This window comes from Pseudomonas putida, assembly GCF_028682175.1.
GTDB classification, from domain to species: Bacteria; Pseudomonadota; Gammaproteobacteria; order Pseudomonadales; family Pseudomonadaceae; genus Aquipseudomonas; species Aquipseudomonas putida_AD.
Genome location: NZ_JANHKS010000019.1, coordinates 52,226 through 71,917 on the forward strand (window position 1 = coordinate 52,226; position 19,692 = coordinate 71,917).

Sequence of the window (19,692 nt, forward strand, 5' to 3'; positions counted from 1 at the left end):
CTCCTCACCTGACATGGGCGGCGGAGGCTTCAGCCACCGGGCCCTGTCAGTTGTCGTGATGTGAACGTTATTAGAAGGTGCTGACGTTTTCCGGGGTGATGAGCTTGAACGGAATCACGATCGCCTGTTCAGGCAGCGCTTCCTTTTTCGCCAGTTTCACTGCGGCGTCGATCGAGCCTTCGCCCTGCCCCTTGGCGTCCTGGAACACCGACACTGTAAGATCGCCCTTCTTCACCGCGCTCAGCCCGTCGGGCGTGCCATCGACGCCTGCGACCAGCACATCGCCTTGCTTTTTGCCGGCCTGTTTCAAGGCCATGGCGGCGCCGATGGCCATCTCGTCATTGTTGGAAACCACTGCGCTGAAATCGCGGCCCTGGGTCAGCCAGTTGTTGGTGATGTCCATGCCTTTCTGCCGGCCCCAGGCCCCTTCCTGTTCCTCGGCGATCTTGATGCCGGGGTATTTCTTCAGGACTTCCTTGACCCCTTCGGTACGGTCGCGGGTCGAGTTGTTCGACAGCTCGCCGAGCAGGATCACCACGGTGCCCTTGCCGTCCATCTTCTTGGCCAGGTATTCCATCTGCATGCGGCCCGCTTCCTTGTCATCGGAGGTGACCGAGGCGACGCCCGCCGGCAGCTTGGGATCATCCGGGCGACGGTTGACGTAGACCAGCGGGATCCCGGCAGCGGTGGCCGCCTTGGTGATGCGACCGGTGGCGGCGGTGTCGACCGGGTTGACGATCAGTGCATCGACTTTCTTGCCGATCAGCTCCTGCACCTGGTCGAGCTGCTTGTTCACATCGTTGCGGCCATCGACGAATTGCAGATCGACGCCGCCCATGTCCTTGGCCTTCTTGCCCATGTCTTCGCGCATGTAGGTCAGGTAGGTGTCATCGAACTGCGACATGGCCACGCCGATTTTCAGGTCGGCTGCCAGGGTCGCGCCGCTGCCGAGCATCAGGGCCAGTGCCAGGGAGGTAAAACGGGCTTTGGTGTTCATGAACGGTCTTTCTCCAAATTCTTGTTGTTGTAGTGAATTGGCTAACGACTACGGATGTTCAGACTGTGCCGCTGGAGCTTGAAAAATGTGGATTGCAGAAGTGCGCCACCGACGCCGCCGACGAGCCGCAGACCATCACCCCGTGGTTTTGCACACAGAGCACGCGGGCGGCGGTTTCGAGGGTTTTGTCGAGCGCGGCGGCAAGGGATGGCTTGAGGGCAGAGACAGCGCGGGAAGCAACAAGAGAGCGTGATACGGTCCTGCAGGCCTGAACGGCGCGTTTGAGGATATTCATCGACGGTACCTGTCTTTTTTGGCGTTCTTGTTTTTTGTTTCGTCCGCCCAGCCCTGTGTAGGAAAGGTCCGATACAGGGGTGGACGTCGAGATTCGGCAACCTGGAAATGACTTTATTGGAAAATAATTTCTACTTCAACTGATTTTAGAATTTATTTCTATTTCATTTTTCTACGATAAAAATATTCCACACCACCCCGTAGCAGCGCGGCTTGCCGGCGGGAGCGGTGCGTCAGGCAAAGAGTATTCGTCTGACGCACCGCTCCCGCCGGCAAGCCGTGCTGCTACGAGTGACCACCTCTTACAGAGTGACCACCCGCCCTTCCTGGGCGCTGATCCGCGCGGCATCCAGCACCTTGGCCGAAGCCACTGCATCGCGTGCGTCCACCGGGTTCTTGCCCTGGTTCATCACCGCTTCCTGCAACTGGCGATAGAACTCGGTCCAGCAGCCTCGTTCGGAGGGCACTCGCTCGCGGTGTTCCCCCTGCTCGAACCAGCCCCAGCGTCGGTGTTCCTCGACGCCCCAGCGCTCGCCCTCGGACTTGGGAGACTGCCCGGCCAAAGCGGCGGCCTCCTGACCGTCCAGGCCTTCAACGGTATAGCAGCCCTGAGCGCCGTTGACGCGAAAACGTGGTCCTTGAGCGTTCTGCAGGCAGTTGCCCCATAAATGCGAGGTCACGCCACTGGCATGGATCAGCGACACGAAAAACCCGTGATCGACTTTCTGCTCGGGCGTGGCGAACTCCAGCTCGGCGTAGACCCGCTTCACCGGGCCGAACAGCAGCAGCGCCTGGTCCACCAGATGGCTGCCCAGATCGCGCAAGATGCCGCCGCCCGATTCCTTGCCCACCGACGACGGCGAGTAGCGCTCGACCCGGGATTCGAACCGGGTGATCTGCCCCAGCACGCCCTGGTCGATGAGTTTGCGCACGGTGAGAAAATCCGAATCCCAGCGCCGGTTCTGGTAAACCCCCAGCAGCACGCCGCGACGCTCGGCGGCGTCTACCAGTTCCTGAGCATGCGTTGCATCAGGGGCGAAGGGTTTGTCGCTGACCACCGGCACGCCCAGTTCGATGGCTTCCAGAATCAGCGCACGACGCGAGGCCAGTGGCGTGGAAATCACCACGGCATCGACGCCCGAGGCGACCAGATCGGCCAGGCTGTCGAAGGCCGGTACTTTTGGATGGTCCTGTTGCAGTTCCTGGCGGCGCTCCGGGGAGCGCGTCACCACGCCGGCGAAGGTTGCGCCGTGCAGGCTGGCCAGGAGCGGCGCATGAAAAAAGCGTCCGCCCTTGCCGTAGCCGATGAGTCCGATTTTCATATGAATCTCCCGAGTTAACACATTCCCGTTGTAGGAGCGCGCTTGCCCGCGACGGCGGTGTGTCAGGCAAATATTGTTTCATGACACACCTCGGTCGTCCGAATGCGGCCCAGAGCAAGCGCGCTCCTACAGGTATTGTGTGAATCAATACTTGCGGGCCTTGGCCAGCATCGTTTTCTGCCGTTCATACGCCTCGGCGGTCTTGCCACTGGTCGACACCTCGGCCACACCCACGCGCCACCACGACAGGTAGCCGTGGATCATGGTCTTGGGCAGCACCTTGATATCGATCAGCGTCGACACCGTCTGCTTGCGTGCATCGGCCAGCGCCGCTTCAAGCTCCTCGACGGTCTTCACCTTGTAGGTCTTGCAGCCATAGGCCGCCGCGCTCATGGCGAAATCCACCGGCACGAAGTCGCCGTCGAGCTGCCCCGTCTCGGGGTTGCGGTAACGAAACTCGGTGCCAAAACTGCCCATGCCGTTGCCCATCTGCAGGTTGTTGATGCAACCGAAGGCCATGTTGTCCAGCAGCACCACGTTGATCTTGCGCCGCTCCTGAATCGAGGTCGCCAGTTCCGAGTGCAGCATCATGTAGGAGCCGTCACCCACCAGCGCATACACCTCGCGCTCGGGCGCGGCCATCTTCGCCCCCAGCGCGGCGTTGACCTCGTAGCCCATGCACGAATAGCCATACTCGACGTGGTAGCTGTCGACACTGGTGCTGCGCCAGGCCCGTTGCAGGTCGCCCGGCAGGCTGCCCGCGGCGGCAACAATCACCGCATCTTCCGGCAGCTGTTGATTCAGCACCCCCAGGACACGACTTTGGGTGAGGCACGAGCCCGTCATCTCGATGAAATCCCGGAGTACCTGCGGATCGAGGTGCCCGGCCACTTCCGGTTCGAAATCCTTGGTCTGGTATTGCACCGCGTACAGGCGATCGACTTCGGCATCCAGCGCCGCACGGGCCTGGCGAGGTTCGTCACCCCATTGCGCGCGGTAGTCACCCAGCGCATTTGAAAGCTCCTGCAACGCCAGTTGCGCGTCGGCCAGCACCTGTACGCCATCGAGTTTCTGCACGTCAAAGGCGCCGACGTTGAAGTTGAGAAACTGCACGTCCGGGTTCTGGAACAGCGACTTGGAACCGGTGGTGAAGTCGCTGTAGCGGGTGCCGACTCCGATGATCAGATCCGCCTCGCGGGCCAGGGTGTTGGCGGCCAGCGAGCCGGTTTCGCCGATCCCGCCCATGTTCAACGGATGGGCCGAGACAATGGCGCTCTTGCCGGCCTGGGTCTCGCTGAAGGGAATGTCGAAGCGCTCGGCGAAGGCCTGCAACTGCGCCGCCGCACCGGAATACCGCACGCCCCCGCCGCAGATCAACAGCGGTTTGCGCTTGCCCTTGAGCAGCGCCAAAGCGTCCTTGAGCATGGCCTGGGTCGGCGGGCGACGGTCGATGCGGTGCACGCGTTTTTGCAGGAAGGCATCAGGGTAGTCGTAGGCCTCACCCTGCACATCCTGAGGCAGGGCCAGGGTGACCGCGCCGGTTTCGGCGGGATCGGTGAGCACGCGCATGGCATTGAGCGCGGCGCTCATCAACTGCTCGGGGCGGTTGATGCGGTCCCAGTATTTGCTCACGGCCTTGAAGGCGTCGTTGGTGCTGATGCTCAGGTCGTGGAATTGCTCGATCTGTTGCAGCACCGGGTCCGGCTGACGGCTGGCGTACACATCCCCCGGCAGCAGCAACAGCGGTATGCGGTTGGCCGACGCAGTGGCCGCCGCCGTGATCATGTTCGCCGCGCCCGGCCCCACCGATGAGGTGCAGGCGTAGATCTTGCGGCGCAGGTGTTGCTTGGCAAAGCCCATTGCTGCGTGGCACATGCCCTGTTCGTTGCGGCCCTGATGCACCACCAACTCGCCGCTGTCCTGCTCGAGGGCCTGGCCCAAGCCCAATACGTTGCCGTGGCCGAAAATGGTGAACACCCCGGCGACGAATTTGCTCTGCACGCCGTCGACTTCGACGTACTGGTTATCGAGAAACTTCACCAGGGCCTGGGCCATGGTCAATCGTGTCGTGGTCATGCTTGCACCTTGTTTTTATTGGAGGTGATGAAGCCTTCGAATCTGACGCACTCACCTCTCCTGTAGGAGTGAGCTTGCTCGCGATGGCGTCGTGTCAGTCACAATACTGGGTACAGACAAATCGCAATCGCGAGCAAGCTCACTCCTACAGAGGCGTGCGTTCCGCGAGATAGAGGCAGCCGGTTATTTGGCCGTGGGCATGCTGAACTCCGCGCCCTTGGCGATGCTGTCCGGCCAGCGCTGCATCACGCTCTTGTAGCGGCTGTAGAAACGCAAGCCCTCTTCGCCGTAGGCGTGGTGGTCGCCGAACAACGAGCGCTTCCAGCCGCCGAACGAATGCCAGGCCATTGGCACCGGAATCGGCACGTTGATCCCGACCATACCCACCTTGATGCTACGGGCGAACGCGCGGGCGATGCCGCCGTCACTGGTGAAGCACGACACACCGTTGCCAAACTCATGGGCGTTGATCAGCTCCACCGCCGCGGCGAAATCCGCCACGTGAACGATGCCCAGCACCGGCCCGAAAATCTCTTCCTTATAGATGGTCATGTCGGGGCTGACGTCATCGAACAGCGTTGCGCCGACGAAGAAACCGTTCTCGGCGCCCGGCACCTTGAAGGTGCGGCCATCGACGATCAGTTTTGCGCCTTCCTTCACGCCCTGTTCGATGTAGCCCTCGACCTTGGCCTTGTGCATCGCCGTGACCAGCGGGCCCATGTCCGAATCCTTGTTCATGCCGTTGCCGACCTTGAGCGAGTCGATGCGCGGCAGCAGTTTGTCGATCAGCTTCTGGCCTACATCGCCGACCACCACGGCGATGGAAATCGCCATGCAGCGCTCGCCCGCCGAACCGTAGGCGGCGCCGATCAGGGCGTCGGCGGCCTGGTCCAGGTCGGCATCGGGCATCACGATCATGTGGTTCTTCGCGCCGCCCAGCGCCTGTACCCGTTTGCCGTTGGCAGTGCCTTGCTGGTAGATGTATTCGGCAATCGGCGTCGAGCCCACGAACGAAATCGCCTCGACATCCTTGTGTTGAAGCAGCGCATCGACCGCCAGTTTGTCGCCCTGGACCACGTTGAACACGCCGTCCGGCAACCCGGCCTGCTTGAGCAGGCGGGCCATCAACAGGCTGGCCGAAGGGTCGCGTTCCGACGGCTTGAGGATGAAGCAGTTGCCGGTCACCAGCGCCATGGGAATCATCCACAGCGGCACCATGACCGGGAAGTTGAACGGGGTGATCCCCGCGCACACGCCCAGGGGCTGGCGCAGGTTCCAGTTGTCGATGCCGCCGCCGATGTTGTCGCTGAAATCGCTTTTCAACAGGCTCGGCGCGCCACAGGCGAACTCGACGATCTCGATGCCGCGCACCACTTCGCCCTTGGCATCGGAAAACACCTTGCCGTGTTCGCGGCAGATGATTTCGGCCAGTTCGTCGTGGTGCTGGTCCAGCAGTTCCTTGAACTTGAACATCACCCGTGCGCGACGCAGGGACGACTGGTCAGCCCAGGCCGGGAACGCGGCCTTGGCGGCGGCTACCGCCTGGTCGACGGTTGCAAGTTCGGCCAGCGCCACCCGGGCCTGGACCTCGCCGGTGGCGGGGTTGAACACATCGCTGAATCGCTCGCTGGCGTCCTGTACCTGGCCATTGATGCAGTGGCCGATGATCGGGGCGTTGCTCATTGCGGGGCTCCTTGAAGTGTTTACTTACGTAGCAGCACGGCTTGCCGGCGGGTGCGGTGTGTCAGGCGACCATGATGTTGCTGATCCACCGCTCCCGCCGGCAAGCGGAACGCCGCCCGGCCGGGCTGCTACGGGGTATGTGTGAGGTTTAGAGATCCAGCAGCCACTGATGCTGCGGATCATTGTGAAATTGCCAGGCGCGCTTGGGCCCGGCCATCACGTTCAGGTAATAAGACTCGTAGCCATAGGGCACGCTGACCGGGTGGTAGCCCTTGGGCACCGTGACCAGGTCGTTGTTTTCCACGGCCATGGCCTGGTCGATGCTGCGATCGTCGGTGTACACCCGCTGGAAGATGAAGCCCTGTGGCGGGTTGATCTGGTGGTAGTAGGTCTCCTCCAGAAAACTCTCGTGGGGCAGGTCGTCCTTGTCGTGCTTGTGCGGCGGGTAGCTGGATGAATGACCCGACGGCGTGCGCACTTCCACCACCAGCAGCGAATGGGCAGGCTCCGAATCCGGCAGGATGTCGCACACATAACGGGTGTTGGCCGCCTTGCCGCGCACGCTGCGCTTCATGGTGTCGGGCTTGATCAAGCGTGCAGGCAGATCCCCTTCCGGATTGCCGGGCGCCGCACACACCGCGATCTGCACAGCGCTCAAGGCCACCACCTGCGCCTGGCTGCCGGGCGGCAGGTACACGGCGAAGGGCGATTTGTCTTCGAACACCGATTGCCGGTCGCCGATGTTTTCCCAGTTGAAGGCGCCCTGCCCCGGCGCTTCGCCGCTGACACTGACGCGCCCGCTGAGCAGCACCAGGCACAGCTCCTTGTCGCCCGCGCTGACCGGCAGACGCTCGCCCACTGTCAGGCGATGGGCAGCAAACCCGACGTACTCCAGCACGCCCTCACCCAGGGCCACCACATCGCGCCCTTCAGCCTTGCTCTTGACCAGAAGATTCATGTTCACAAACTCCCTTGTTGTTGCGCAGCGGCCAGCAGGCTGCGCAGGGTGTCGTAGCCTTTCTTCGCATAGACATAGCTGGGTGCGACCGCAGGATCCTGCTCGGCCTCGACCACCAGCCAGCCCTCGTAGCGCGCCTTTATCAGCACATCGAGCAGGGCAGCGAAATCGATGTCGCCATCGCCCGGCACTGTAAAAGTCCCATTGACGATGCAATCCGGAAAGCTCCACAAATTGTTGCGCGCCAATTGCACCACCGGTTTGCGCACGTCCTTGAAGTGCACATGGCACACCCGGTCGATATGCTTGCGCAGCACCGCAAGCGGCTCGCCACCGCCCATGTAGCAATGGCCCGAATCGAACAGCAGGCCCACTTCACTGCCGGTCAGCGCCATCAGTTTGTCGATGTCTTCAGGGGATTCGACATAGGCGCCCATGTGGTGGTGATACGCCAGGCGCACGCCTTGTGACAAGGTGAAACGCGCAAGCTCCGTGAGTTTGTCCGCGTATTGCTGCCACGCCGCCTCGCTGTGAAAACGCGGACGCTCCACTAGGCGAATGCGCTGGCCCTGGATCGAGTCGGCCACCTCACCGTAGACCAGCACCTTGGCGCCGTTGTGCTTGAGCAGCTCGACGTGTCCGGCGATGGCTTCGATCTCTTCGGCCACCGAGCGGCTGGCCAGGCGGCTGGAGTACCAGCCCGACACCAGCGCCAGGTCATAGGGCTTGAGCACATCGGCAACACCCTTGGCGTCCTTGGGGAACTTGCCGTTGAGTTCGAAGCCTTCGTAACCGATTTCCCGGCCCTCGCTCAAGGCGGTGCTCAGTGGGGTTTCGCCGCCCAGGGCCGGCAGGTCGTCGTTGCTCCAGGAAATCGGGTTGATGCCAATTCGGATTGCAGAAGCGTGCATGGCTGGACCTTTGTTGTTTTTTTCGCGTTGAACATGGGATTGCAGCGGATCAGGTCAGGTGCTCAGCCCCGCGCCTCGCGCCAGGATTCGATCAGGAAACCGAAGGTGCTCTGCACCCGGCTGATGAGCCCGGCGTCGTCGATTTCCCCTTCCAGCCAGGCGCGGCTGGGTTCGTGGAAAATCGTGCGGCCCACGGCAAACCCGCGGCAGGTCGAACTGCGGCTCGCTTCGCGAAAACCTGCGGCCAAGGCTTCGGCCGGTGCGTTCAGGCCCAGCAACACGACGCCACGGCAGTAAGGGTCGCGCTCCTGAATCAGTGCATCGAGCTGTTCCCAGACGTGCGCCGGCTGGGTTTCGATCTTCCACCACGCAGGGTAAATCCCCAGATTGTAGAGGCGTTTGAGGGAGCGATAGATCACCTCGGGGTGAGTGCTGGGGTGATCCTTGGGCGGAATGACCTCCAGCAACAATTCATGACCGCTGGCCTGCGACGCCTGATACAGCCCCATCAGTTGCGCTTCCTGTTCCAGGCGCAGCATGGGTTCGTCATCGGGATGGTATTGCACCAGGCATTTGATGATCTGCTCCTTGGGCCAGGCCATCAGGTTGCTGCCGATGGAACGGCCATGCTCAAACGCCAGCGGTCGCGAGCCCTGCACTTCGACCGGCCGGGCGATCCACCAGTCGCGGCCGGTGGCAGCGTTCAGCGAATCCTGGCCGAAGCGTTGATCGGCCAGCAGCCCGACATCGGCGGCAATTCCGCGCCGGGCCAAGTCGGCCTCGACCCGCTCCACCGCCTGAATGAACAACTGCTTGAGCTGACCGATGCAGGCCAGGTCACGCCCGGCCTTCTGCGCCAGTTCCACCAGTTGTCCACGATGATCGAAGGCGAAAATGAACAGCTGCTTCCATTCCCGGCGCGGCACGCTGACCTGATGCAGGCGCTGCAGCGTGACGTCCTGGTCGGGCCGGGTGATTGGCACCGGGCTCTGGAACAGGTAGTCCAGTTCCGCCAGCGTCGGCATGGCCGGGGCACAGGCATGGCGCGACACAACCAGCCCGCCGCAGGCATTGGCCAACTGGCAGCAGCGCTCGTCGCTTTCGTCGTTGAGCCAGCCTTTCAGAAAACCGGACATGAACGCGTCGCCTGCGCCCAGCACGTTCAGTACCTCGACGCGCACGCCGGGGTGGATCGCGCCGTCTTCGAGCCGCGCAGGAATCGCTCCATGGATCACCGTGCAGCCTTGCGGCCCGAGCTTGACCACCAGGGTAGCGGCGGTCAGCTCGCGCACGTTACGCAGGGCGCCGAGCAGGTCGGTCGATCCGCCGGCGATGAGAAATTCTTCTTCGGTGCCGACGATCAGGTCGAAGCGCGGCAGAATGCGCTGCACATGCTGGCTGACACTCTGGTTGGCGACGAAACGCGTTTCACCATCGGCCTTGCCGGTCAAGCCCCAGAGCACCGGGCGATAGTCGATGTCCAGCACGCGCTTGACGTTGTGCTTCTCGGCATAATCGAGCGCCTGGCTGCTGGCCTTGAACACCTGATCGGTGGAGAAATGGGTGCCGGTGATCAACAGCGCCTTGCTCGATGCGATCTGCGCCTCATCGATGTCTTCGGCGGCCAGGGCCATGTCGGCGCAGTTTTCCCGGTAGAACACCAGCGGGAAGGTTTCGCGATCCTTGATGCCCAGCAGCACCATGGCCGTCAGGCGTTCGGCATCGACCCTGATGCCGCTGACATCGCAGCCTTCGCGGGCCAGGGATTCCACCAGGAAACGCCCCATGTGATCGTCGCCGACGCGGGTCAGCATGGCCGACTTCACCCCGAGGCGCGCCGTGCCAAACGCGATGTTGGCGGAGGACCCGCCCAGGTACTTGGCGAAACTTGAGACATCTTCCAGCCGCGCGCCGATCTGCTGCGCGTACAGGTCCACGCCCAGACGCCCAAGGCACACCACATCCAACTGACGTCCACTGGCAAAACGAGTCTGGCCCATGCCGGCTCCTCATATTTATTGTTATCAGCCAGGCCTGCGTGAGAGGTGCAGGCCGCGTTCGTGAATGCAGACTAGAACGGCATCGCGTCCGGATCAATGATTTTTTCTAAATTATTTTCATGTGGAAATTTTTTTCTATTTTGCGCAAATGCTGGCAGATCGTGCTAAACAGGCAGGATATAACTGTGAAGCCCTGTAAACTGGGGCGATAAGAAAAGCTTGAGGATCCGAACGTATGTCCAGCACTGATCAGCCGTCCCTGCCCGACACCGATGACAGCCCCGCGTCGTCCATCACCGCGCCGGAAACCGCTGATGCCCTGCTCAAGCTGATCACCGCCGAATACGAAAGCCTGCCGCGCCAGCTCAAGCGCATCGCCAGCTACATGAGCCAGCAGAGCGACCGGATCATGGTCGACCGCATCAGCGACATCGCCCGCGAGTGTGAAGTGCACCCGTCGGCCATCGTGCGGTTTTCCCAGCGGTTCGGTTTCAGTGGCTTCAGTGAAATGCAGGCGCTGTTTCGCGAGGCCTACACCCACAAGGCCACGCCGGTGCAGAACTACCAGCAACGCATCCGCAGCATGATCGCCAACAAGTCGCAGAAAGCCAGCGGCGGCGACCTGGCGCGCGAATGCGTGAACGCTACGCTGTCGGGGCTCGAGCGGCTTGCGCTGGAACTGGACGACGAGTCGTTCGAAAAGGCCGTGGACCTGGTGGTCAACGCGGACAATATCTACGTGGTCGGCGTGCGCCGCTCGTTCGCGGTGGCCGATTATCTGGTCTACAACCTGCAGCACACCAACAAGCGCATCCATCTGGTGTCGGGCCTTGGCGGCAGCTATCGCGAGCAGATGCGCAGCGTGCGCGCCAATGACCTGGTAATCGCGATCAGCTTCACGCCTTATGGCAAGGAGACGCAGCACTGCCTGCGCATTGCCCAGCATCATCAGGCCAAGACGTTGATCATTACCGACAGCAACCTGTCGCCGCTGGCCAAGCGGGCCAATGCGGTGTTGTTGGTCAATGAGGGGAGCTCGTTTGCGTTTCGTTCATTGAGTGCGACGCTGTGTTTGTGTCAGGCGTTGTTTATCGCTGTGGCGTATCGGTTGGAATTGAAGGTGGATGAGATTTCGGAGCAGGTGGGGTTTGAGGATTGAGGTTTTTTGGTTTTTGGTTTAAGGGTTTTAGGGCGGGTACATATCCGTTTGCGAAAGTGACGCTGATTCACCTTTCCGCCCTTACGGCGGGTCACTTTGTTTCGGCAAAGTAACCAAACCATTTGCGACAGGCTGGGCCGCGACTTCGTCTCGGTTCCCTCACTCCGGCGCCGCTCCGTGGGTCCGCCGTGATGGGCCATCCATGGCCCGCACGGCTTTCGCGGCGTCCTGCCGCTCAACCCACTCCGCAACGCCTGCGTTCGGCCTGGCGCCTTAACGTCGCGTTCGGCGGCGCCTGCACCATCGCGTATGAAGATCAAAATCAAAGGCTCTGGGTGAACACCGACCCGTAGCAGCACGGCTTGCCGGCGGGAGCGATCTCGAGGACGCGATCGTCCGAATGCGGCCCAGACCAAGCGCGCTCCTGCAGATGCGAGTACCGCCCCGTAGCAGTCCGGCTTGCCGGCGTCGGCGATCATGAGGCCGCCCCCGCCGGCAAGCCGTGCTGCTACGGGTCGGGGGTGTGTTTTAGATTTTGATTTTGATCTTCTTACGCGGTGGTTCAGACACCGCCGAACGCGACGTAAAGGCGCCAGGCCGAGCGCAGGCGTCGTGTAGGGGGATGAGCGGCAGGAAGCCGCGAAAGCCGTGCGGGCCATGGATGGCCCATCATGGCGTGCCCCCGGAACGGCGCCGGAGTCGAGGGAAGTCCGAAGGACCCCAGCCAGGAGCAAATGGTTTGCCTACTTTCCCGAAAGAAAGTAGGTCGCCCGTAAGGGGCGAAACCCTAAAGCCCAGCCACCGCGAAAACGGATATACACACGACTTCAGCGTCGCAAGAAGACGCGGAGCGTCAATAGAGCCGTTACCACGCAGAGCGTGGGAACGATCATCAATACAAAAATCAGAGATCCCGCGCTTCGTTACGCCTGCGCATGCCCTTGGCCCGTTTCTCCAACACCAGATACACCACCACCGCCAGCATCAGCGGAATCAGGAAATAGATCACCCGATAGCCAATCAGCGCCGCCAGCAACTGCCCCTTGCTGAACTGATGCTGCATCAGCGTAATGAACACCGTTTCCAGCACCCCAAGCCCCGCCGGGATATGAGCGATGACCCCGGCGATGCTGCTGATCAGCAAAATCCCCAGCACCGCCGGATAGAAGGCCTTTTCCGGCAGCAGTATGTAGATCAGCAGCGCCATCAGCCCCCAGTTCAGCGCCCCCAGGCAGGCCTGGCGCAGTGCCTGGTTCAACGACGGCAAGACCAGCTTCTGCTTGCGAATGGTCCAGGTGCGCCGACGAGAAAAGCGGCACGCCAGAAAATACCCGAAACACACCGCCAGCAACACGAAGCCGATCAACTGCAGTGTCGTGTCGCCGATCTTCCAGCCTTCGGGCAGGTCGATGAAATCCCCGGCGAACACGAACCCGGCCAGCAGCATGTAGCCCAGCCAGTTGGTCACCAGGCTCAGGCTGAGAATGCGTGTGATGGTTGGCACATCCAGCCCCAGGCGAGAATACAAACGGTAACGCAAGGCAATCCCGCCGACCCAGGAACTCAGGTTCAGGTTGAAGGCATAACAGACGAAGGTCACCGGCACGATCTGCTTCACCGACAGCTTGTGCTCGGTGTAGCGCCGCGCCAGCACATCGAATCCGCAATACGTCAGGTAACTGCCCACTGCCACCACAAAGCCCAGCGCCAGGGTGCTGGCCTTGTAGGATTCCAGCGCGTGGGTCACCTCGTTCCAGTCCAGATTTCTCACCAGCAGAAACAGCAACACCGGCACTGCGACGAAGAAAAACAGTGTGAACAGGCGCTTTGCCCACTTCAGCCAGGGGCCGTGTTTGCCAGTGGCCTGCTCCGTGCCTGGGTGCCCGGTTGTCCGCGACAGACCGCTCATGACGACTTCTCCTGTTCAGGCGCCAATTCATGCTTGAGCACCTGGGCCTCTGGCAGCCCGTCGGCGGCGCGCATGGGCTTGAGCCGCGGACCGTGTACCGGGAACAGGCCGGCGATGGCAGGGAAATGCCGCAGAAAGTGGAAGCTCAGGAAGATCATCGGCGCCCGCCACCACTGCCCTTTCGCCAGCCCTTTGAGGTTGGCCTGCTTGCTGTGGGCGGCCGCCAGGTCCTGCAAGTGCTGATGCAGCTGCTCGTTCAGCGCCCGGTCGCGGATGAACAGATTGGCCTCAAGGTTCAGCGCAAGGCTCAACGGGTCGAGGTTGCTGGAGCCCACGGTCGACCATTCGTGGTCAATCAGCGCCACCTTGCCGTGCAGCGCACGTTGCTTGTATTCGTGGATCACCACCCCTTCGCGCAGCAGCCAGGTGTAGGTCAGGCGCGAGCACATGCGCACGAACGGCATGTCCGGCTTGCCTTGCAGGATCAGGGTGACCTTCACCCCCCGACGCGCGGCGTTGCGCAGTTCACGCAGGAAGCGGTAACTGGGGAAGAAGTACGCATTGGCGATGGTGATGCGCTGTTGGGCGCTGCGCATGGCGAGAAGATATTGCTCTTCGATGTCAGTGGTGTGCTGGCGATTGTCGCGCTCGGCCAGCAACATGCGCGCAGGGCCCGCCTGGCGGGTTACAGGTTTGAGTGGCGCAAAGGTCTTGCGCAACGCGGGGCTTAGCATGTTCAGGGTCGAGCGATGGATGTCGGCCACGATAGGGCCGCGCACCAGCACCGCATAATCCTGCTTGGCGGTGATGCCGGTGTCCGCCATGTGATCGACGCTGTAGTTGATGCCGCCCATGAACGCCAGCTCGCCATCGATCACCACCACCTTGCGGTGCAGGCGGCGGAACAGGTTGGTGCGCATGCCCATGAGCCGCGGCTGCGGATCGAACAGCTGGATCTGCACACCGGCCTCGATCATCTTCGCCACGAACGCCGAACTCAGGTCACAGGTGCCATAGTCGTCCACGGTGATCACCACCCGCACGCCACGGCTGGCCGCCTCGATCACCGCCTGTTGCAGGCCTTCGCCGATGCGGTCTTCGAAGATGATGAAGGTTTCCAGCAACACCTCTTGCCGGGCCGCACGAATACAGGCGAAGACCTTGCTGAAATAGTCCTCGCCATTGATCAGCAACTCCACCGAGTTGCCGTCCTGCCAGATGCCGCATCGATCGTTGAATGTCTTCACAGGATCACCTCCACGGCCAGTGGCGCGTGATCGGACAGGTGTGACCAGGGCCGGTTGGACAGGACCTGGGGTTTGGCGATGCTGACGTTGCGCACGTAGATGCGGTCCAGCCGCAACAGGGGAAAACGCGCCGGAAAGCTCTTGGCCGGAGCGCCGAAGGTTTCGACGAACACTTCGCGCAAGCCGGTCGAGGCCAGCGCCGCATCGGCCTTCTGCCGCCAGTCGTTGAAGTCTCCGGCGATGATGACCGGCGCATCGGCCGGCAGCCGCGCGACCAGGTCGGCCATCAGCGCCAGTTGCTGCTGGCGATGAATTTCCTTGAGGCCCAGGTGCACGCACACGGCGTGGACCTCGCCGCAGTCCGGCACCTGCAACACACAATGCAGCAGGCCGCGCTCTTCGGTGCCGAGGATCGAAATGTCGAGGTTCTCATGGCGCACGATGGGGTATTTGGAGAGCAGCGCGTTGCCGTGATGGCCGTGGGGGTACACCGCGTTGCGACCGTAGGCGAAGTCCTGCCACATGCTGTCGGCGAGGAATTCGTACTGCGAAATGGTCGGCCAGTTCTTGACCTTCTGCGCATGGCTCTGATGCTCGCCGTGCACCTCTTGGAGGAACACCACATCGGCCGACACGCTGCGCACCGCATCGCGCAGTTCGGGCAGGATGAAGCGCCGGTTGAGAAAACCGAAGCCCATGTGCATGTTCATGGTCAGCACGTGCAGGGTGATGCGGGTGGACGCCGGCGGTCGTCGGCGGCCGGTGTCCTGGGGGGCGAGGACGCTACTGGAAATGCTGCTCAAAACTCAACTCCTTGCAGATCGCCGGGCGCGACTTGCAGCGCGTCGGTCAGCTTGAAACGCGCAAGCAAGGCCCGTGCGTCATAGGGCGCGCGCACCTTGATGTCGTTGTCGAAGTAACAGAAGACATCCCGCGACTTCCGCGCCCGCATGGCCTTGGCACTGGCCAGGTGCGCGTCAGCGGGTTGCTCGCCCTGGCGCCATGCATCGATGCGGTCGCCCCAGCGCTTGAGCGCAGGCTTTGTGTAGCCACTGGCGTAGAGTTTTTCGTCGCCGTGCAGGCGCAGGTAGATGAAGTCGCAGGTAAGGTCTTCCAGATACGGCCACTTGCCGGCCGTGTCGGCGGTCACCAGCGCCACCTTGTACTTGCGCAACAGGGCGATGAATTCGGCGGCGGCAAAGCTTTCATGGCGAATTTCCACGGCATGACGCAGGCGCGCCCTGGCCGGAATGTCGAGATAGCCCGGTTTTTCCATGCGCGACGCGCAGCCCTGGGCACAGGCCTTGGCGGCCTTGCCATCGTGGGGCAACTGTTGCAGGAAATGCTCGAAGCGTTCGGCGTTGAATTTGAAGCTTGGCGGGAATTGCCAGAGGATCGGTCCCAGCTTGTCCTTCAACTGAAACAGCCCCGAGGCAAAGAAGTTGGCCAGGGCTTCGTCGATGTCCTTCAGACGCTTGACGTGGGTGATGTAACGCGGCGCCTTGAGGCTGAAAACGAAGCCCTTGGGCGTGTCGGCATACCAGCGGGCGTAGAGATCCGGCGACTGCAGAGAGTAGAACGAGCCATTGATTTCAATGCTGTTCACCGCTCTGGACGCGAATTTGAGTTCGTTTTTCTGAGCCAGGCCTTCCGGGTAGAAATCACCGCGCCACGGCACATAGCGCCAGCCCGAGATGCCGATACGGATATCGCCCATGCAAGTGCTCTCTGTGCTTCCCGCCACGGCCCGTGCCGTGAGCGCCTTCAAAAGGATATGAAGCTTGAGAGGTGGCCAGGTTCCGTAGTTTTTTGCAGGGCTTGGCTGGCCTAGAAGTGCCCTACCGCCCTGCGAGCCTTCTCGCGCGCGCCACAGACATTCATCTGACACCAGCGGCGCCGGCCGTTTTTCGAGGTGTCGATGAACAGCCAGTCGCAGTCAGGTGTCGCGCAGGCCTTGAGCCTGGAGAGGTCGGGGGATGTCAGCAGCGCCGCAGCCTGTACCGCCATGCGGCCGATGAAACCTGCGGTCATGGCTTCCAGGGAGTCGGCCGGCAACCAGCGCCAGATGAACCCGCCCGGCACCGCTACCACCTGACGCTGCGCAGCGGTCTGGGCCAGGGCCGCGTTCAGCTCGTCCATGGCCACAGGATCTGCGGCTTCGCCCAGCGCCAAGGCCAGGAACAGCCGGTACAGCGACTCGCGCAACGCAATCAGCTGGCTGAACGCCGTGATGCTGTGCCAGGACGCATCATGCACCAGGTGCACCAGCCGCTCATGCTCATCCGAACCGATCAGGCCAGCGTGATGAAACCAGTGCACGACGTCTTCGAGATTCGACAACTTGTCGATCACCTCATCAAGCCCTGTGCCGGGCCTGCGGCCATCGCAGGTATTGAGGAAGTCGAGCACGCCCATGCCGCCGACCAGGCGGATGGCATTGACCTTCAACTGACCGATAGACATCGCCCGTCCCCAGCAGTGGCTCACTGCTGAATAATGGCAGAGACGGGCGAATTCGAGGGAATTTCTGACGACTGCCCCTTCAAACGAGGGGGATGAACGGTCATTCGCCTCTGGAACGGCGCAGCCAGTCGTCGATCATGCCCACCGCCTCGGCGACGCTGGTCCGGTCGCTGTGGATGTGCAGCTCAGGGCACACCGGCGGTTCATACGCCGAATCGATGCCGGTGAAGCCGCGAATTTCACCCTGGCGGGCACGCCGGTAAAGCCCCTTGGGATCCCGCGCCTCGGCCACCGCCAGCGGCGCATCGACAAAGACTTCGACGAACCGCTCGGTGCCGATGATCGAACGCGCGTAATGGCGGCAGGCATAGGTCGGCGAAATCAGCGCCACCATGACGGTCAGCCCGGCATCGGCCATCAACGCCGCCACCTCCGCCACCCGGCGCACGTTTTCTTCGCGGTCATGGTCGCTGAACCCGAGGTCGCGGCACAGGCCGCTGCGCACCGAGTCTCCGTCGAGGATGCAGGTCCTGAGCCCGCGCCCCTGCAATACCGGGTTGAGGCCGTCGACGATGGTGGACTTGCCGGCCGCGGACAGCCCGGTCAGCCAGATGACATGGGGTGCAGGCTGCCCTTCGCCCGGGGCCTTGCGGGTGAATGAATAGGCGAACAGGTTGTGGGTCGAGCCCGAAGGGGCACTCTGGATGTTCATGCTAAAGCCTCCCTGGCTTTGTTTTCAGGCGAAGGCCTGGTGGATGATGAAGTCGGCGCGCATCGGGTCATAGACATGCTTGAAGTCGCCCACGCTCTTGCCGACTTCAAACCCGGCCAGCGCCAGCTCGCCTCTCAGTTGCGCGGGCAATACGGGGTACACCCGCAGCCGGAAACAGGCGCCATCGCTGAAGGTGTAGATGAACTCGCACAGGGAGCGGTTGAGCTCGCCCAGCGTGACCTTCGCGCTCTTGCCACAGTAGTAATAGCGCCCCGACGAAGAAAAATGCCCACTGAGGATCGCCTGGAAATTGCGCTGATCGATCAACAGCAGCCCGCCGGGTTTGAGCACGCTACGAAAGCGCTTGAGCACTTCGACCCGCTCGTCCTGCTCGAAGAGGTGGCACAGCGAGCTGCCCAGGCACACCACCGCATCGAAGGTGCCGAGCAGCCTGGGATCAAGACGATGCCAGTCCAGGCACAGCAACGGGATGTCGAGGCTGCGCCGGGCGAAGTTGACCTTGGCCCGTTCGAACATGCTCGGGCTGCCATCGCAGGCCACCACATCGAACCCGGCCCGGCGCAGTTGCACCGCGTGAAAGCCGGTGCCGGTGGAAGCGTCGAGCACTCGACAGGCGCCGGCCGCAAGCAGTTGATCGGTGAAGAATGACCCCTCCCCCGCGGCGCGTTTGTCCCAGTCGATCAGTTCATCCCAGCGGGCGACGAAATCGGCGCTGTACTGTTGCGCGTAATCCTGATCGTCAAGATCAACTGGCGCGGCGGGTGATAGCGGGTTGCTGACTGACATGGCTGCTGACTCCCTGCTGATGAATGTCGCTGGCGAACGCCCGGTATTTACGCCCCAGCTCCTCTGCACAATGCGCCGCTTCCGATACCTTCATCTGCGGCATGAAATAACCCAGCATCTGTTCCATCACGCCCATCTGCGCCCGACCGAACACCACCGTGCCATCGGCCAGGATCGACTCGATACCGTCCTGGCGCTGCCCGGCCTCGTTGAGCGTGATCGCCTCCTCCCGCGTGACGCCATATGGCAGCCCGAGCAGCACCTGGCCCATGCCGACCTTGACCGGATACCCACCCGGCAGGCCGTGGGGGCCGGGGGCATGGACGTGCACTTCGTCTTCGGCGAACAGGTTTTCCAGCACCCGGATCGCCGACATGGCGGTCAGGTACTGGCCATCGATGCCGCCCAGCCGGCGGAAGTGTTCGGCGACGCTGGCAAAGATGGCCTGGGCAGGGAATTCGTCGGTGCGTTCGCGGCCGTCAATCCAGTAACTCAGGTTGAAATGGGCCTGGGCCGGCAAGCCACGGCGGGGCACGTAATGACTGAAGTAATGCTGGCCGATCAGCTTGACCCCGACCTGAAGCGGCTCGCAGTGCGCCAGCCGGGCGATGGCGCAGCGGGTGGCCGGCACCAGATTGGCGATGTTGCCCACGCCCACGTCCGGCGCCAGGCCGGCCTTGAACAGCACCGCATTGACCGCATCGGGGTACGCGGCGTTGACCACCAGGCTTCTGGGGCAGGACTGCTTGATCGCCCGCATCAAGGCATAGGCCGGCGCCAGGTGCATCGGCAGCCAGGGCCCCAGTTGCGCCTCGTCCAGCGCGTCGAAGGTCACCTTGGGAAGCTGGGTGATGATGCGCCAGGACTGCAGCGAAGCGCAGTTGAGAATGATGTCGGGCTTGATCTTGGCGAGGGTGTAGGCGTTGCGCTCGATGGTGGCCTCGGTCAGGTCCATCTCCCAGGGCTGGATACTGACCTGCACGTCCCGCTGCAAGGCCGCCAGCCGCACCAGGTTGCACAGCCGCGTGGCCTGTTCCAGGTTGCGGCTGGCCACGTGAAATTCGAACTGATTGCGTCCGGCCAGAATCTGCAGGATCTGCAGGCACAGATTGCCGCCGCCAACGATCAACAACTTTTTGCGTTGCATGTCGTGT

General features: G+C 62.3%; 17 protein-coding genes. 1 reads left to right on the forward strand and 16 read right to left on the reverse strand.

What is annotated here, in order from left to right; translation table 11 throughout:
- Positions 1-70: 70 nt before the first annotated feature.
- The 8 genes from NPS29_RS15175 to NPS29_RS15210 form a co-directional block, all read right to left on the reverse strand.
- Positions 71-997: a sugar ABC transporter substrate-binding protein gene (locus NPS29_RS15175; RefSeq protein ID WP_274133549.1), complete on the reverse strand. Its 927-nt coding sequence runs from the start codon at positions 995-997 to the stop codon at positions 71-73.
- A 58-nt stretch (positions 998-1,055) separates the two neighbouring features.
- Positions 1,056-1,292, reverse strand: a complete 237-nt coding sequence (locus tag NPS29_RS15180; protein WP_274133550.1) for a hypothetical protein — start codon at positions 1,290-1,292, stop codon at positions 1,056-1,058.
- Between the two features lie 301 nt (positions 1,293-1,593).
- A complete protein-coding gene (locus NPS29_RS15185) occupies positions 1,594-2,613 on the reverse strand; it encodes a Gfo/Idh/MocA family protein (RefSeq protein ID WP_274133551.1) in 1,020 nt (339 codons plus the stop codon).
- A 144-nt stretch (positions 2,614-2,757) separates the two neighbouring features.
- The gene (iolD, locus tag NPS29_RS15190; protein ID WP_274133552.1) at positions 2,758-4,689 is read right to left on the reverse strand and encodes a 3D-(3,5/4)-trihydroxycyclohexane-1,2-dione acylhydrolase (decyclizing); all 1,932 of its coding nucleotides are present in this window, start codon (positions 4,687-4,689) and stop codon (positions 2,758-2,760) included.
- Positions 4,690-4,872: 183 nt separating this feature from the next.
- Entirely contained in the window at positions 4,873-6,372 is a 1,500-nt protein-coding gene (locus NPS29_RS15195) for a CoA-acylating methylmalonate-semialdehyde dehydrogenase (protein ID WP_274133553.1), read from the reverse strand.
- A gap of 148 nt (positions 6,373-6,520) precedes the next feature.
- The gene (gene iolB, locus NPS29_RS15200) at positions 6,521-7,330 is read right to left on the reverse strand and encodes a 5-deoxy-glucuronate isomerase (protein ID WP_274133554.1); all 810 of its coding nucleotides are present in this window, start codon (positions 7,328-7,330) and stop codon (positions 6,521-6,523) included.
- Between the two features lie 2 nt (positions 7,331-7,332).
- Complete coding sequence (gene iolE / locus NPS29_RS15205; RefSeq protein ID WP_274133555.1) at positions 7,333-8,241, reverse strand: myo-inosose-2 dehydratase; 909 nt, start codon at positions 8,239-8,241, stop codon at positions 7,333-7,335.
- Positions 8,242-8,303: 62 nt separating this feature from the next.
- Positions 8,304-10,241, reverse strand: a complete 1,938-nt coding sequence (locus NPS29_RS15210) for a bifunctional 5-dehydro-2-deoxygluconokinase/5-dehydro-2-deoxyphosphogluconate aldolase (RefSeq protein WP_274133556.1) — start codon at positions 10,239-10,241, stop codon at positions 8,304-8,306.
- A 235-nt stretch (positions 10,242-10,476) separates the two neighbouring features.
- On the opposite strand from NPS29_RS15210, the gene NPS29_RS15215 reads away from it, so the two are divergent.
- The gene (locus NPS29_RS15215; RefSeq protein WP_274133557.1) at positions 10,477-11,400 is read left to right on the forward strand and encodes a MurR/RpiR family transcriptional regulator; all 924 of its coding nucleotides are present in this window, start codon (positions 10,477-10,479) and stop codon (positions 11,398-11,400) included.
- Between the two features lie 904 nt (positions 11,401-12,304).
- Here NPS29_RS15215 and NPS29_RS15220 read toward each other — a convergent pair.
- From NPS29_RS15220 to NPS29_RS15255, 8 genes are all read right to left on the reverse strand, one after another.
- On the reverse strand, positions 12,305-13,309 hold the full coding sequence (locus tag NPS29_RS15220; protein ID WP_274133558.1) for a lysylphosphatidylglycerol synthase domain-containing protein: 1,005 nt from the start codon (positions 13,307-13,309) through the stop codon (positions 12,305-12,307).
- Positions 13,306-14,556, reverse strand: coding sequence for a cardiolipin synthase ClsB (gene clsB, locus NPS29_RS15225; RefSeq protein ID WP_274133559.1), 1,251 nt, complete (start codon positions 14,554-14,556; stop codon positions 13,306-13,308). The genes NPS29_RS15220 and clsB overlap by 4 nt, the downstream gene beginning before the upstream one ends.
- Positions 14,553-15,266 (reverse strand): endonuclease/exonuclease/phosphatase family protein, encoded by a 714-nt coding sequence (locus NPS29_RS15230; RefSeq protein ID WP_337993894.1) that lies wholly within the window; start codon positions 15,264-15,266, stop codon positions 14,553-14,555. The genes clsB and NPS29_RS15230 overlap by 4 nt, the downstream gene beginning before the upstream one ends.
- An 89-nt stretch (positions 15,267-15,355) precedes the next feature.
- Positions 15,356-16,273: a DUF72 domain-containing protein gene (locus NPS29_RS15235; protein ID WP_274133560.1), complete on the reverse strand. Its 918-nt coding sequence runs from the start codon at positions 16,271-16,273 to the stop codon at positions 15,356-15,358.
- Positions 16,274-16,383: 110 nt separating this feature from the next.
- Positions 16,384-17,019, reverse strand: a complete 636-nt coding sequence (locus NPS29_RS15240; protein WP_274133561.1) for a CGNR zinc finger domain-containing protein — start codon at positions 17,017-17,019, stop codon at positions 16,384-16,386.
- A gap of 100 nt (positions 17,020-17,119) precedes the next feature.
- Complete coding sequence (cysC, locus tag NPS29_RS15245) at positions 17,120-17,731, reverse strand: adenylyl-sulfate kinase (RefSeq protein WP_274133562.1); 612 nt, start codon at positions 17,729-17,731, stop codon at positions 17,120-17,122.
- Between the two features lie 24 nt (positions 17,732-17,755).
- The gene (locus NPS29_RS15250; protein ID WP_274133563.1) at positions 17,756-18,538 is read right to left on the reverse strand and encodes a class I SAM-dependent methyltransferase; all 783 of its coding nucleotides are present in this window, start codon (positions 18,536-18,538) and stop codon (positions 17,756-17,758) included.
- Positions 18,498-19,685: a hypothetical protein gene (locus NPS29_RS15255; RefSeq protein ID WP_274133564.1), complete on the reverse strand. Its 1,188-nt coding sequence runs from the start codon at positions 19,683-19,685 to the stop codon at positions 18,498-18,500. The genes NPS29_RS15250 and NPS29_RS15255 overlap by 41 nt, the downstream gene beginning before the upstream one ends.
- Positions 19,686-19,692: the final 7 nt, after the last annotated feature.

Coding starts and splice junctions, on each gene's coding strand:
- NPS29_RS15195 (WP_274133553.1), bottom strand. CDS start 6,372: ATGAGCAACGCCCCGATCATCGGCCACTGCATCAATGGCCAGGTACAG.
- NPS29_RS15240 (WP_274133561.1), bottom strand. CDS start 17,019: ATGTCTATCGGTCAGTTGAAGGTCAATGCCATCCGCCTGGTCGGCGGC.
- NPS29_RS15210 (WP_274133556.1), bottom strand. CDS start 10,241: ATGGGCCAGACTCGTTTTGCCAGTGGACGTCAGTTGGATGTGGTGTGC.
- iolB (WP_274133554.1), bottom strand. CDS start 7,330: ATGAATCTTCTGGTCAAGAGCAAGGCTGAAGGGCGCGATGTGGTGGCC.
- NPS29_RS15250 (WP_274133563.1), bottom strand. CDS start 18,538: ATGTCAGTCAGCAACCCGCTATCACCCGCCGCGCCAGTTGATCTTGAC.
- NPS29_RS15175 (WP_274133549.1), bottom strand. CDS start 997: ATGAACACCAAAGCCCGTTTTACCTCCCTGGCACTGGCCCTGATGCTC.
- NPS29_RS15185 (WP_274133551.1), bottom strand. CDS start 2,613: ATGAAAATCGGACTCATCGGCTACGGCAAGGGCGGACGCTTTTTTCAT.
- NPS29_RS15255 (WP_274133564.1), bottom strand. CDS start 19,685: ATGCAACGCAAAAAGTTGTTGATCGTTGGCGGCGGCAATCTGTGCCTG.
- NPS29_RS15180 (WP_274133550.1), bottom strand. CDS start 1,292: ATGAATATCCTCAAACGCGCCGTTCAGGCCTGCAGGACCGTATCACGC.
- NPS29_RS15235 (WP_274133560.1), bottom strand. CDS start 16,273: ATGGGCGATATCCGTATCGGCATCTCGGGCTGGCGCTATGTGCCGTGG.
- iolE (WP_274133555.1), bottom strand. CDS start 8,241: ATGCACGCTTCTGCAATCCGAATTGGCATCAACCCGATTTCCTGGAGC.
- NPS29_RS15220 (WP_274133558.1), bottom strand. CDS start 13,309: ATGAGCGGTCTGTCGCGGACAACCGGGCACCCAGGCACGGAGCAGGCC.
- iolD (WP_274133552.1), bottom strand. CDS start 4,689: ATGACCACGACACGATTGACCATGGCCCAGGCCCTGGTGAAGTTTCTC.
- cysC (WP_274133562.1), bottom strand. CDS start 17,731: ATGAACATCCAGAGTGCCCCTTCGGGCTCGACCCACAACCTGTTCGCC.
- NPS29_RS15215 (WP_274133557.1), top strand. CDS start 10,477: ATGTCCAGCACTGATCAGCCGTCCCTGCCCGACACCGATGACAGCCCC.
- NPS29_RS15230 (WP_337993894.1), bottom strand. CDS start 15,266: ATGAACATGCACATGGGCTTCGGTTTTCTCAACCGGCGCTTCATCCTG.